The sequence below is a fragment of the Streptomyces sp. NPDC058663 genome, from assembly GCF_042716745.1.
Lineage (GTDB): Bacteria > Actinomycetota > Actinomycetes > Streptomycetales > Streptomycetaceae > Streptomyces.
This window is the reverse complement of record NZ_JBHXRV010000011.1, coordinates 64,607-77,208: the sequence shown is the minus strand read 5'-3', so window position 1 is coordinate 77,208 and position 12,602 is coordinate 64,607. Positions and strand designations below refer to the sequence as shown.

Sequence of the window (12,602 nt, the reverse complement as noted above, 5' to 3'; positions counted from 1 at the left end):
CCGTTTGCTGACCAGATGCTATTCAAAGGGCGTCTGCCGTAGTGGAGCCTCGCTCTGCACTCGATCTGATGCAACCGTTGCTGAAAGGCGGTTGCCGCGGCTGATCGCCACCCGCAGCGCGTCCTGGAGAGCTCCGCTCATGTTCACTGCGAGTTGATGCAGCTCGTTCAGCTCCGTCTCTCCGCCGGCGAGCACATCGGCCGCGTGCGCCAGGAGCTCGGCTGCCAGACCCAATTGCACCGCTTCGGTGGTGTCGGCCAGGCGGGACAGGTAACCCCCGCTGCCGTCGGTGCTCAGGTAGCAGGGTTTCCCTTCAGGGCCTGTCCACGGGAGCAGCCTCAGCTCATTTTGGGTGGTCATCGCTCCGCCTCTTTCTCTCTGGTTATGGGGTGGGTGGTGAAGAGGACGTCGGCACGATCGCCGGGGAGCACCAGGAGCGCTGCCTCCACGACGCGTCCTGTGTGGTCAGCCCCGACGCGGGTGATCGCGAGCACTGCCAAGGACGGGCCAATCCGGAGGGTCGCCGCCTCTTCGGGTGTGGGAGGGCGGGCGTTGACCCGTTCGCGGATCTCGGCCAGCGGTGGTCGGAGCGCCGTCAACCTCGCTTCGCCGCCTGCACAACAGAGCGGACTGTCGGGCAGGCCGGCTGGAGCGAGGTCGCCAGGGACATAGACACGAGCCAAACTGTGCGGCGAATCGCCCTCGTAGCCGAGGCAGAGGAACTCGGTGAGCGGGCTATTCTCCGGCACCTCCAGGAGGCCGACGAGTTGCCCATGAGCCAGGACGCTGGAGGCGCGGATGCTGACGCGCAACGTCGACTCGTCCGACGAGCTCATCTGGAGTGGTCGGCCGCCGCCGAGGTACGTGATCCTTCGGCGCGGGTAGCGGACGAAGTTGCCCTTGCCGTGGATCTTCTCTACGAGTCCTTCGCTCTCCAGGACCGCGAGAGCGTTCCTCAGCGTTGGTGTGCTGACTCTGTAGTGGGACGCGAGGCGAGCCTCAGAGGGGAGGCATTCGTCAGCCTTGATGCGGCCGGTCAAGATCTGATTTCGAAGGTCGGCGGCGATGACGTGGCGGCGAGAGGGCATTGGTCTCATCACCAGCGCTTCATCACTCGAAGCGCTACGAACCGGGACCGCGAGTGCATGGTGAGCGTCTCGCCCGACTCGAAGCGCAGGCGCTTTGCTCCGCCTGGGAGTTGGATGAGGTCGATCACGCGGCACGGGAGGCCCCCGATCTGGACAACATCGCCGCGCCGCACGCTCGCAGAGGTGATCTCGACGGGGCTGGCCGCCGCACCACCTGGTGCCCAACTCTTCACCGCGGCGACTCCGTCCCGTCGGTGCTATCGGCGGTCGTCAGGGGGTGGCAGGTGCAGCTGCACGATTCGTAGACCACGGGGATGCCGACCGGTGCTGCTAGTTGGGCCGACTGCGTGCACTCGCGGTGCGTACCGATCAGACAAGAAATCGACCGGTAACGGGCGACCTGGGTACGCGTGACGCGCGGCTGCTGACGAGATGGCATCAGCCGACCTCCGCAATTGTGAGCCGCTTGTGCCCGAAGTGGTCGTGAGGCGCCAATGCCGGTGGAGCAAGCGCCGAGGGGTGACAACGGATGCGGTTGAACACGTAGACCAGCTCCTATCGCTGATGGCCAGGCCCCCGGACGTCACCCGTCGCGGGGGTCGCGGTTCGTACGGCGGCCCATAACGTGCGGCCGTTCACGCTGTTGGCGAGGAGCCCGAATCGGTCGGCCTCCGCCATCGCTGCCAAAAGCTCCCGCCATGACTCTGCGGTGAGCGATTCCGGCACCTCCGCCTCGATCGCGATGAAGTGGGCGTGCCGCTCCACGCGAGGAGCGAGTCCGACGGCGGACAACCGCGCTGCGATGCCTCTGGCCTTTGCTTCAAAAGCAGGCACAGCACAGCCCCCGTCACCCGTCGATCACTTTGAGTGAAGCTAGTTAACCAGATTAGAGCTAGTGGACTAGATTTTCCATATGTCTGAGCAGCCGCCTTATCTCCGCATCGCCGATGAGCTCCGGCGTCGCATCGCGGAGCATGAGTGGACGCCGGGGGATCGGCTTCCCTCGCGCGCCCAGATCGCCCAGGAGTGCGGCGTCGGGGAGAACGTGGTGCGGCGAGCTCAGGAGCTACTGATCTCCCAGGGAGCGCTGGAAGGCCGCGCGGGATCAGGCACGTACGTCGCTGCTCCCCGGAAGCGGGTGCGCGTGGTTCGCTCTTCCGCCCGAGAACAGCCCGACGGTCCTCCGTTTCGCGCGGACATGAAGGCCGTGGGCAAGCAGGGGGATTGGGAGAGTCGAACCGAGGCGAAGGTACCGGCGCCGGCCGACGTCGCATCGCGCCTGGGCATCAGCGAAGGCGACCTGTGCGTCCGCACTGTGTACGAGTTCCTCGCCGACGGCAGGCCGGTGCAGCTCTCCACGAGTTGGGAGCCGTACGACCTCACCGCCGGCACCCTTGTTGTCCTTCCCGAGGGTGGGCCGTATGCCGGAGCGGGCGTGGTCAATCGCATGGCGGAGATCGGCATCACGGTCAGCCACGCGGTGGAACAGCCGGAGCCGCGGTTGGCAACCGCCGAGGAGGCGTCGCTTCTGGGTATCCAGAAAGCCGCCCTCATCACGCACATCAAGCGGACCTACTACAGCGACCAGGGCCGACCGGTGGAGACGGCGGACATTGTGATCCCCGCAGCACGGTGCGAGATCGTTTATGAGATCTCAATCGGTCGGCAGTGACCGCCATCATGGCTTACTGCTGACGGTTGAGGTGCAGGTGGCTTGAGACCACGGTGCACCGTGCGGTCCGGCTGCGGTGGCGTCTCTGTCCTGCGTGATTCTGCGGGGCGAAAGGGGAATGCAGCCCTGTGGCGAAGTAAGGCCATGGGAGGGGCAGACAGGTGGCGCAACGGGGCAGCAGTCGTGGTAACGATCACCAGCGGCAGCACCAAGCTTTACGACGTGCCCAGGAGCAACAGGCACGCCAAGCGGAGCGGGAACGCAAGGCCGCTGAGACGGCCAGCAAGCGGCAGGAGCGCGAGCGGAAGGCCGCGTATCAGGAACGGCAGGCCGAACAGGCGCAGGTGCGCACGATCGGAGTCGAGCACGAGGTCGAGCAGCTCGGGCAGTTGCTCCGGGACTCGTTGGTCGGTGATCCGCCGACAACCTTTGAGCGCCGGCGGAAGACCCACACGCCAGGAAAGTTGGACGAGCGTCCTTGGTCGCGTCCGGAACCTTCCCGGCGCTGGGAGGAGTTCGCACCACCGGAACCCGGAGGGCTGTCTGCTGTTCTGGGACTTGGCAGGAAGCGCTATGAAGTTGCTGTAGCCGAGGCACGTGTTCGGTTCGGCGCAGCGCAAGAACGCCACAGTCGAGCTGAAGAGAAGCGGCTGGCAACACTGGAGCGGAAGCGTGCCGAGCACCGCCAAGCCGAAGCGCAAGCTCTTGATGAGGTGGCGGCCTTCAACGAGAAGCTGGACGAGGAGCGCGAGGCGTATAGGGCCGGGGAGCCTGCGGCGGTCGAGGCTCATCTAGGGGCTGTTCTGGATGCGTCGGAGTATCCGTTGGGCTTCCCCCACGAGCATCGGATCGCTTTTCGACCAGCCACCGGTGACGTACTCGTTGAGATCCACTTGCCGCCTGAGGCGATCGTTCCCGCCGCGCGGGGCTACCGGTACGTGAAGAACCGAGACGAGACGACCGTACTGCCTCGTCCGGAGAAGGAGCGTAAGGAGATCTATGCCTCCGTCCTGGCGCAAGTCGCTCTGAGGACAGTGCATGAGGTCCTGACGAGTGATCCAGACCGGGTCGTCAATGGTGTGATCCTGAACGGCCATGTGAGAACCATCGACCGGGCTACCGGTCAGGAGGTCTCACCCTGTCTGGTGACGCTCAGCGCCAGCAGGGAGCAGTTCGGGAAGCTTCGTCTCAGTCAGGTTGATCCAGCGCAGTGCCTCAGGGGACTCAACGCTCTGGTGTCTCCCAACCCCTACGATCTCGAACCGATTCGCCCCATCGTCGAGTTCGACCTGTCGAAGTACCGGCTCATGGACAGCATGGATGTAGTCGCTGGCTTGGACAGCAGGCCCGTGCTGGTGAAGCTGACGCCCACCGAGTTCGAGCACCTGATTCGTCAACTGTTCGAGGCGATCGGAATGGAGGCCTGGAACACCCAGGCGTCCAAAGACGAGGGCGTGGACGCGGTGGCTGTCAGCAAGGACCCCGTCTTCAACGGTGAGTGCATCATTCAGGCGAAGCGCTACAGCAAGCTCGTGGGTGTTGAGTCCGTCCAGGCGCTCGCCGGCGTGGTCGAGCACAAGCGTGCTGCCAAGGGGGTCCTGATCACCACATCGTGGTTCGGCAGGGCCAGCCACGACTTTGCCCGCCAACATGGTCGGCTCCAGCTCATCGAAGGGCCGGAACTCAAGTACCTGATCAAGGAGCACCTTGGCAAAGATGTGATCCCGGGCCCGATCCCGCCGAAGAGGCGCCCCTCGCGTTGAGGCCTCGGGCCGCCCACTAAGCCCAAGAAGCTGGGCCGTCCCTGGGCCGTCCGACGTCGCTCAACGGTGGCCAATGACGACCAACGACAACCACCAGGCGCACGATCCCACTGCCCCTGACCAGCAAAAGCCCAGCTCACCAAGATCCCCGACAACACCCAGGGCAAGAAGAAGTAGCCCGCACCGCCACCCGTCCCGCACCGCCACCCGTCCCGCACCGGCACCCGTACGCGTCCCCGCACCGGCACCCGTACGCGTCGAGGGGCCCGGTCCGCAGTGCGGACCGGGCCCCTCGACGTTCGCTTCGCAGCAGCTCTACGGCGGTCAGCCGCAGCCGCCGCCGCACTGGCAGGAGCCGCCGGACTGGCAGCCGCAACTGCAGCCGGAGCCGCAGCCGCAGGAGAGCGTTCCCCCCGTGGGGGCCGTCACCGCGGTGGCGGTGGGAAGGTGCAGAGCCATGGGTCCTCCTCGAAGGCACGGCAGGTACGCGGCCGTGCGGGCCGCGGAGTGCGGCAGGCCGGCCGCGGGGGCGAAGCCGTGTGGCCGCCCCCACCCATTGCATGCCCATCCGGTGGGCGCATCAACAGCGCGCGGAAGCACGGGAGTTGATGCGCCCTGCAAGGAGACCCCGGCGCCCGGCAGGGAGGTCCGCGGCCCCGGCAGGGGGGTCCGCGCCGCCTACGCCCCCGCCGGGGACTCCTGAGCGGCCTGGATCTCGTCCGCGTGCTCGCCCGTCACCAGGTACACCACCCGCTTGGCGACGGAGACCGCGTGGTCCGCGAAGCGCTCGTAGTAGCGGCCGAGCAGGGTGACGTCGACGGCGGTCTCGATGCCGTGCTTCCAGCGGTCGTCCATCAGGTGGGTGAAGAGCGTGCGGTGCAGCAGATCCATCTCGTCGTCGTCCTGCTCCAGCTGGAGCGCCAGGTCGACGTCCTTGGTGATGATGACCTCCGCCGCCTTCGCCATCAGGCGCTGCGCCAGCTGCCCCATCTCCAGGATGGTCGCGTGCAGGTCGCTCGGCACCGCCTTGGCCGGGAACCGCAGCCGGGCCAGCTTCGCCACGTGCTGCGCGAGGTCGCCGGAGCGCTCCAGGTCGGCGCTCATGCGCAGCGAGGTGACGACGATGCGCAGGTCGGTGGCGACCGGCTGCTGGCGGGCGAGGAGTGCGATCGCCCGCGCCTCCAGGTCGTGCTGGAGGTCGTCCACCCTCTGGTCGGCGGCGATGACGCTCTCCGCGAGCTTCAGGTCCGCGTCGAGCATGGCCGTGGTGGCCCGCCCTATCGCGGACCCGACGAGGCGGGCCATCTCGACCAGGTCCTCGCCGATGGAGTCCAGTTCCTCGTGGTACGCGTCCCGCATGGTGTCCCTACTTCCTGACTTCTTCTGCAGTGGTGTTTCCGGGGTCTGGCGGGGCTCCGGCCCCCACGTTCCCACCATCCGGCCGGTACGCGTCCGGATTCGGCCGACCAAGTGAACCAGCACCGTCCCCTCGGTGAACTCTGGGCGACGAACGTTCGAGCCCGCCCCCTTTCGCTTGGGGCGGTGTCAGTGACCAGGCATAACCTTGTGCACATGGACGTGAACGCGGCGGTGGCCGCAGCAGCAGCGATAGCCGGACTGTGCACCGGCATCATCGCCATGCTCGCGTTCCGCTGGAGCGAGCGCGAGCAGAAGAGGCCCACCCGCTCCTCCGCCCTGCGCCCCGAGGCGAGCGGCGCGCTGCCCCCCGGGGTGGACACCGTCCTCTCGGTGCTCCGCTCCTCCGCGGTCGTACTCGACGAGAGCGACAACGTGGTGAAGGCCAGCTCGGCGGCGTACGCGCTGGGCCTGGTCCGCGGCGGGAAGCTGGCGGTCGAGCCCATGATGCACATGGCCCGCGACACCCGCAGGGACGGGGAGATACGCCAGGTCGAACTGGATCTGCCCCGCAGGGGGACCGGCCGGGGCGAGGCCCTGGCGGTGTCCGCGCGGGTCGCCCCGCTCGGCTCCCGGCTCGTACTGCTGCTGGTCGAGGACCTCACCGAGGCCCGTCGCATCGAAGCGGTACGGCGCGACTTCGTCGCCAACGTCAGCCACGAGCTGAAGACCCCGGTCGGCGCGCTCTCCCTGCTTTCCGAGGCCGTCATGGACGCCTCGGACGACCCCGAGGCGGTCACCCGCTTCGCGGGGCGGATGCAGATCGAGGCGACCCGGCTCACCTCACTGGTCCAAGAGCTCATCGACCTCTCCCGGGTGCAGAACGACCACCCGCTGGAGGACTCCGAGCCGGTCCGCGTCGACGAACTGGTCGCCGAGGCCATCGACCGCAGCCGGCACACCGCCTCGACCAAACAGATCACCATGCAGGCGGGCGGCACCTCGGGACTCCACGTCTGGGGCAACCGCGGCCAGCTCGCCGCCGCCCTCGGCAACCTCGTCGAGAACGCGGTGAACTACAGCTCCGCCCGCACCCGCGTCGGCATCGCCGCCCGCCGGGTGCCCGCCCCCGGCGGCGACCTCATAGAGATAGCCGTCACCGACCAGGGCATCGGCATTTCCGAGCGCGACCGCGAGCGGGTCTTCGAGCGGTTCTACCGGGTCGACCCGGCCCGCTCCCGAGCCACCGGAGGTACGGGCCTGGGCCTGGCCATCGTCAAACACGTGGCCGCCTCGCACGGCGGGGAGGTCACCGTGTGGAGCTCCGAGGGACAGGGCTCCACCTTCACCCTGCGGCTGCCCGAAGCGGGCTCCGTCAGGGAGGCCAGGGTGGAACACACACCCGGCCGCCCCCTCGTCGGCCCCGGCGACGTCGACGAGTTCGATGACGAAACCGCCGGCGGCATCGCCGCCGGCAGCGGCACCTACGAGACCCCCATCCGAGAGAACACCCCTGCCCCGGAGGTCCTTCCGTGACCCGAGTGCTTGTCGTCGAGGACGAGGAATCCTTCAGCGACGCCCTGTCCTACATGCTCCGCAAGGAGGGCTTTGAAGTCGCCGTCGCGGCCACCGGCCCCGACGGCCTCGACGAGTTCGAGCGCAACGGCGCCGACCTCGTCCTCCTCGACCTGATGCTGCCCGGCCTGCCCGGCACGGAGGTCTGCCGCCAGCTGCGCGTCCGTTCCAACGTGCCCGTCATCATGGTCACCGCCAAGGACAGCGAGATCGACAAGGTCGTGGGCCTGGAGATAGGCGCCGACGACTACGTCACCAAGCCCTTCTCCTCCCGCGAGCTGATTGCCCGCATCCGGGCGGTGCTGCGCCGCCGCGGCGAGCCGGAGGAGGTCACCCCGGCGGCCCTGGAGGCCGGCCCGGTCCGGATGGACGTGGACCGCCACGTCGTCACGGTCGCCGGCGCCAAGATCGACCTTCCGCTCAAGGAGTTCGACCTCCTGGAGATGCTGCTGCGCAACGCGGGCCGCGTGCTGACCCGCATGCAGCTCATCGACCGTGTCTGGGGCGCGGACTACGTGGGCGACACCAAGACCCTCGACGTCCACGTCAAGCGCCTGCGCGCCAAGATCGAGCCGGACCCGGGCGCCCCGCGCTACCTGGTCACGGTGCGCGGCCTGGGCTACAAGTTCGAGCCGTAAACCAGGAGAACCAGTACGCAGTACGCGCCGAGGTACGCAGTACGCGCCGAGGTACGCAGTACGCGCCGAGGTACGCAGTACGCGCCGAGGTACGCAGTACGCGCCGAGGTGCGCAGTACGGGAAGGGCCCCGCCGGAGCGATCCGGCGGGGCCCTTCCCGTACGTACAGCGTGCTGCTTGCGTCAGCGTGCTGCGTACGGCGTGCTGCTCGTCACCCGTGTCAGCGTGCGGCGCCGGTCGGGGTGCCCGAGGGAGAGTTCTTGGCCGGGGTGCCGGAGGGCGAGCCCGACGCGGTGGCGCCCGGGGTGCCGGAGGCGGAGGCGGTCGGCGTGCCGCTCGCCGACGCGCTCGGCTTGCCCGAGGGGGCGGCCGGGACCTGGTCGGGGCCGAAGCCCTCGAAGTGGCCGACGGCCGGGACGACGAACGCGCGCAGCGTCACGTTGCCGGTCTCGCTGAAGGAGAAGGTGACGGGCTGGGCGTTGCCGTTCTGCGCGGCCTCGCGGCCGTTCTCGACGACGGCGGACGCGTTGTCCTTGCCGCCGAGGATGACGGAGCCGCCGGCCGGCACGGTGATCTTGCCGGTGCTGCCCTTGGCGGGGGTCAGCTTCACCTCTGCGTTGCTGCCGCCGAGCTTGACGGTGTCCAGGGTCTGCGGCTCGTCGCCGTTGTTGAAGACCGTCGCGGAGACGACCGCGGGGCCCTCGCCGACGGCGTTCCCCTTGCCCTTCTCGCGGGGCTGGGTGATCACCGTGACGTTCTGGATCTTGATCTTGCCGTTGTCGACGGAGATCGCCGCGTTGTCCGGCTTGATGGTCAGCGTCTGGGCGTCGTTGCCGGCACCGCATGCGGCGAGCGAGGCGATCGAGAACGCGAGGGCGGTAGCGGCGAGAGCGCCGCGTCGAAGGCTGCGGCTCACGGCGGCGGCAACTCCTTGGACGGTACGGGCGGGGGGACGTGATGCGCGCTTAGGTTACCGAGCCGGTCCCTGGCCGGCGCACCCGACCCGCCCCCTCACCCCGGCCCCCGCCGCGTGGCGGCACACGACGGGGGCGCGTCCGCACCGCGAGTGCTGCCGCGCGCGGCGCAGGTCCGCGCCGCGAGTGGCGGCATTTCGTGCAGGGTTCAATGGCTTGAATTCGAGGGAATGCGCGAGGGCGAGAATTGATCAGCTGGTTGATCGGTCGGTTGATCAGACGGTTGATCAGCCGCTTGGTCAGCCCGCCCGTTGATCAATTCGGGATTGCCGCCGTACGGGTGATCGATCTCCGAACGGAGTAGACGAAGTTCACCTAGTGGAACCCGGCAAACCGGGACGTCTCGCCCCTCTCCGCTGCTCTGTGGTGCGTGTAACGTACGCGTTTCTCTTCGCCCGCAGAGCCGCTCCCACCTGCGAATACCGCCTTCCGGAACCCTGTCGCAGCACGATCCTGGCGCAGTTGTCAAGCCCCGAGATATGCCCTGACCTGCGGAAACGCCATTCAGAACAAGCAGTTTCCGTGTTACTCTGGATAGCCACGGAAGGGGTACCTGTCACATGACGTTCAAGGTTGGCGACACCGTGGTCTATCCCCATCACGGGGCCGCGCTGATCGAGGCCATTGAGACTCGCCAGATCAAAGGCGTGGACAAGACCTACTTGGTGCTCAAGGTCGCCCAGGGCGACTTGACGGTTCGTGTACCGGCGGACAATGCGGAGTTCGTCGGCGTACGCGATGTGGTTGGGCAGGACGGTCTTGACCGGGTCTTCGAGGTGCTGCGCGCACCGTACGCAGAAGAGCCGACGAACTGGTCCCGTCGTTACAAGGCAAATCTGGAGAAGCTCGCTTCGGGCGATGTCATCAAGGTCGCCGAAGTAGTGCGTGACCTGTGGCGTCGTGAGCGCGAGCGCGGTCTCTCCGCCGGCGAGAAGCGCATGCTCGCCAAGGCGCGCCAGATTCTGGTGAGCGAGCTGGCCCTCGCGGAGAACACCAATGAGGACAAGGCCGAGGCCCTGCTGGACGAGGTCCTCGCGTCGTAACTCATACGGGCCACGCCGAGAGGTGTGCGCACGTTTGATTTGTTGAGATGCCGCGGTGTCCGTCGGCTGACTGTGTCCGCAGTCCGCCGGCGGAGACCGCGGCATCTTTTTATCGAAGACTCTTCAAAGATCGTTTCCGCATGTGGTGTTCCCATGCGCTGCCGCGGCGATGAGTTGCGGCGCTGTTGCAGTGCCGGTGCGGTTCCCCGGACGGCTGTCACGGAAGGGGCCGGTCAGGGCGCAGCGCGCGGCACGCTGAGGCCATACCCATGTCGGACGAGGCGACAAACCTCCGGAGCAGCCGATGACAGTCGAAGACTTCCCAGCAAGCGCTTCCCCGGGTGAACCCGGTGATCCGCGTGATCCGGACCGTCCCGGTGGGGCGGGCGGGACAGGTGGGACCCAGGGGGCAGGGGTGAGGGGCCCCGGCGGGCGCACCGCCGTCGTGATCCCCGCCGCGGGCCGCGGCATACGGCTGGGCCCCGGCGCGCCCAAGGCGCTGCGCACCCTCAGCGGCACCCCGATGCTGGTCCACGCCGTCCGCGCGATGGCGGCCTCCCGGTACGTGTCCCTGGTGGTCGTGGTGGCCCCCTCGGACGGGGCGGGCGAGGTCAAGGCCATGCTCGACGAGTACGAGCACGCGCTGCCCGAGCGCACCGGTTTCCTGGTGGTGCCCGGCGGCGCCACCCGCCAGGAGTCGGTGCGACTCGGACTCGACGTACTGCCCGACGACATCACCGCCGTACTGGTGCACGACGCGGCACGCCCGCTGGTCCCGGTGGACACCGTCGACGCGGTGATCGAGGCGGTACGGGGCGGAGCACCGGCGGTGGTGCCCGCGCTGCCGCTCTCCGACACCGTCAAGCAGGTCGAACCGCGTACCGGCGGAGCGCCCGAGCCGGTCGTCGCCACCCCCGAGCGCGCCCTGCTGCGTGCCGTGCAGACACCGCAGGGCTTCGACCGCGCGACGCTGGTGCAGGCGCACGAGACCGTACCGGCGCAGGGCGAAGGTGCCACGGACTGCGCGGGCATGGTCGAGCGGATGGGGGTGCCGGTCGTGGTGGTGCCCGGGCACGAAGAGGCGTTCAAGGTGACCCGGCCGCTGGACCTGGTGCTGGCCGAGGCGGTACTCGCGAGGAGGAGGGCCAACGATGGCTTCTGAGACGACCCCCGTGGCGGCAGCCGCCGCCGCGCCGGAGATGAGCCCCGCTCCCGGGCAGCGCCCCGGGCCCGTCATTCCCCTGGTCGGGATCGGGACGGACATCCACGCCTTCGAGCGCGGACGCGAGCTGTGGTGCGCGGGGCTGCACTGGCCGGACGAGGAGTTCGGTCTCGCCGGGCACTCGGACGCCGATGTGGTCGCCCACGCGGCGTGCGACGCGCTCTTCTCCGCGGCCGGGGTCGGTGACCTCGGCGCGCACTTCGGGACCGGCCGGCCCGAGTGGGCCGGTGCGTCCGGGGTCACGCTGCTGACCGAGGCCGCCCGGATCGTCCGGGCCGAGGGCTTCGAGATCGGGAACGTGGCCGTGCAGGTCGTCGGCGTACGCCCGAAGGTCGGCAAGCGGCGCGAAGAAGCGCAGAAGGTACTGACCGCGGCGGTCGGCGCGCCGGTCTCCGTCTCCGGCACGACGAGTGACGGCCTCGGCCTCACCGGCCGGGCGGAAGGCCTCGCGGCGCTGGCGACGGCCCTGGTCTACCGCGTCTGAGACCGCTGCCCCGGGGGATTCGCTGCCCCAGGGGACTGCCCAGGGTGAGCCCGGCCTCCGCTCCTGCACCCGGCCTGCCCGCCCTTCGCTGCATAACCTGCACGCCCTCCGCTCCTGCACATGGCTTGCACGTACGCTGATACGGCAATCCGTGCGGCACGAGTGGAGGCAGTGGTGTGGAGGCAGTCGTGACGGTGACGACCGAGGTCCGGGCCCACGTCCCCGCCGGCTATCTGCTGCGGCCCGCGACCGCCGAGGACGTCGGCGGCGCCCGCGCCGTCATGCTCGACACCGTCTACCGCGATCTGAAGTCCGGGTACGTGCCGCGCTGGCACGCGGACATCATCGACCTCGACGGCACGTATCTGCGCCCCGAGCGGCGCACGCTGCTCGTCGTCGAAAAGGACGGCGAGGTCGTCGCCACGGGTGCGGTCCGCGACCGGGGCCCGCAGTCCCCGCCCAATCCGGAGTGGGTCGCCGCGCGCTTCCCCTCCGGCACCACCGCCCAGCTGTGCCGGATCTACGTACGCCCCGAGCACCGGCGGCACGGCCTCGCGCGGGCGCTCGTGCGCGAACTGTGCGCCTTCGTCGTCGAGGCCGGCGGGTACGAGGCGGTCTACCTGCACACCGATCCGGCCGTGCCGGGCGCCGAGCCGTTCTGGCGTGCGCTGGCGAGCGAGGTCTGCGACGAGCGGAAGCTGCCCGGTGGCGGGCAGGGCATCGTCCACTTCGAGCTGCCGGTGGCAGCGCTCCGGACCGGTCCCCGCTCCTGAGCCCCGGCCGACCC

The 12,602-nt window shown here is 68.8% G+C and carries 14 protein-coding genes; 8 read left to right on the top strand and 6 right to left on the bottom strand.

The window, feature by feature from the left end; genetic code table 11:
• Positions 1 to 18: 18 nt before the first annotated feature.
• The 3 genes from ACFWVV_RS10630 to ACFWVV_RS10620 all read right to left on the bottom strand — a co-directional run bounded on the left by ACFWVV_RS10630 (position 19) and on the right by ACFWVV_RS10620 (position 1,922).
• Positions 19 to 360, bottom strand: coding sequence for a hypothetical protein (locus ACFWVV_RS10630; protein ID WP_384345749.1), 342 nt, complete (start codon positions 358 to 360; stop codon positions 19 to 21).
• On the bottom strand, positions 357 to 1,088 hold the full coding sequence (locus ACFWVV_RS10625; RefSeq protein ID WP_384346046.1) for a GntR family transcriptional regulator: 732 nt from the start codon (positions 1,086 to 1,088) through the stop codon (positions 357 to 359). The genes ACFWVV_RS10630 and ACFWVV_RS10625 overlap by 4 nt, the downstream gene beginning before the upstream one ends.
• A 555-nt stretch (positions 1,089 to 1,643) precedes the next feature.
• Positions 1,644 to 1,922, bottom strand: coding sequence for a hypothetical protein (locus ACFWVV_RS10620; protein ID WP_384345747.1), 279 nt, complete (start codon positions 1,920 to 1,922; stop codon positions 1,644 to 1,646).
• Between the two features lie 79 nt (positions 1,923 to 2,001).
• Here ACFWVV_RS10620 and ACFWVV_RS10615 point away from each other — a divergent pair, with 79 nt between their 5' ends.
• Entirely contained in the window at positions 2,002 to 2,760 is a 759-nt protein-coding gene (locus ACFWVV_RS10615; RefSeq protein ID WP_384345744.1) for a GntR family transcriptional regulator, read from the top strand.
• Between the two features lie 161 nt (positions 2,761 to 2,921).
• Positions 2,922 to 4,523: a restriction endonuclease gene (locus tag ACFWVV_RS10610; protein ID WP_384345741.1), complete on the top strand. Its 1,602-nt coding sequence runs from the start codon at positions 2,922 to 2,924 to the stop codon at positions 4,521 to 4,523.
• Positions 4,524 to 4,847: 324 nt separating this feature from the next.
• Here ACFWVV_RS10610 and ACFWVV_RS10605 read toward each other — a convergent pair whose 3' ends face one another.
• Entirely contained in the window at positions 4,848 to 4,982 is a 135-nt protein-coding gene (locus tag ACFWVV_RS10605; protein ID WP_384345738.1) for a hypothetical protein, read from the bottom strand.
• Positions 4,983 to 5,201: 219 nt separating this feature from the next.
• A complete protein-coding gene (gene phoU / locus ACFWVV_RS10600; protein WP_384345735.1) occupies positions 5,202 to 5,882 on the bottom strand; it encodes a phosphate signaling complex protein PhoU in 681 nt (226 codons plus the stop codon).
• A 213-nt stretch (positions 5,883 to 6,095) separates the two neighbouring features.
• Between phoU and ACFWVV_RS10595 the strand changes: the two genes are divergently transcribed.
• Both ACFWVV_RS10595 and ACFWVV_RS10590 read left to right on the top strand, forming a co-directional pair.
• The gene (locus ACFWVV_RS10595) at positions 6,096 to 7,415 is read left to right on the top strand and encodes a sensor histidine kinase (RefSeq protein ID WP_384345732.1); all 1,320 of its coding nucleotides are present in this window, start codon (positions 6,096 to 6,098) and stop codon (positions 7,413 to 7,415) included.
• A complete protein-coding gene (locus ACFWVV_RS10590; protein WP_384345729.1) occupies positions 7,412 to 8,092 on the top strand; it encodes a response regulator in 681 nt (226 codons plus the stop codon). Before ACFWVV_RS10595 ends, ACFWVV_RS10590 begins: the two co-directional genes overlap by 4 nt.
• Before the next feature lie 220 nt (positions 8,093 to 8,312).
• Here ACFWVV_RS10590 and ACFWVV_RS10585 read toward each other — a convergent pair whose 3' ends face one another.
• Positions 8,313 to 9,008 carry a DUF461 domain-containing protein gene (locus ACFWVV_RS10585; protein ID WP_384345727.1) on the bottom strand — a complete coding sequence of 232 codons (696 nt, stop codon included), beginning with the start codon at positions 9,006 to 9,008 and terminating at the stop codon, positions 8,313 to 8,315.
• 618 nt (positions 9,009 to 9,626) lie between these two features.
• Here ACFWVV_RS10585 and ACFWVV_RS10580 point away from each other — a divergent pair.
• From ACFWVV_RS10580 to ACFWVV_RS10565, 4 genes are all read left to right on the top strand, one after another.
• Positions 9,627 to 10,109, top strand: a complete 483-nt coding sequence (locus ACFWVV_RS10580) for a CarD family transcriptional regulator (RefSeq protein ID WP_003953493.1) — start codon at positions 9,627 to 9,629, stop codon at positions 10,107 to 10,109.
• A 445-nt stretch (positions 10,110 to 10,554) separates the two neighbouring features.
• Positions 10,555 to 11,271 (top strand): 2-C-methyl-D-erythritol 4-phosphate cytidylyltransferase, encoded by a 717-nt coding sequence (gene ispD / locus ACFWVV_RS10575; protein ID WP_384346043.1) that lies wholly within the window; start codon positions 10,555 to 10,557, stop codon positions 11,269 to 11,271.
• 37 nt (positions 11,272 to 11,308) lie between these two features.
• On the top strand, positions 11,309 to 11,815 hold the full coding sequence (ispF, locus tag ACFWVV_RS10570) for a 2-C-methyl-D-erythritol 2,4-cyclodiphosphate synthase (RefSeq protein ID WP_384346040.1): 507 nt from the start codon (positions 11,309 to 11,311) through the stop codon (positions 11,813 to 11,815).
• Positions 11,816 to 12,003: 188 nt separating this feature from the next.
• A complete protein-coding gene (locus tag ACFWVV_RS10565; protein WP_384345726.1) occupies positions 12,004 to 12,588 on the top strand; it encodes a GNAT family N-acetyltransferase in 585 nt (194 codons plus the stop codon).
• The last annotated feature ends 14 nt before the right edge of the window (positions 12,589 to 12,602 follow it).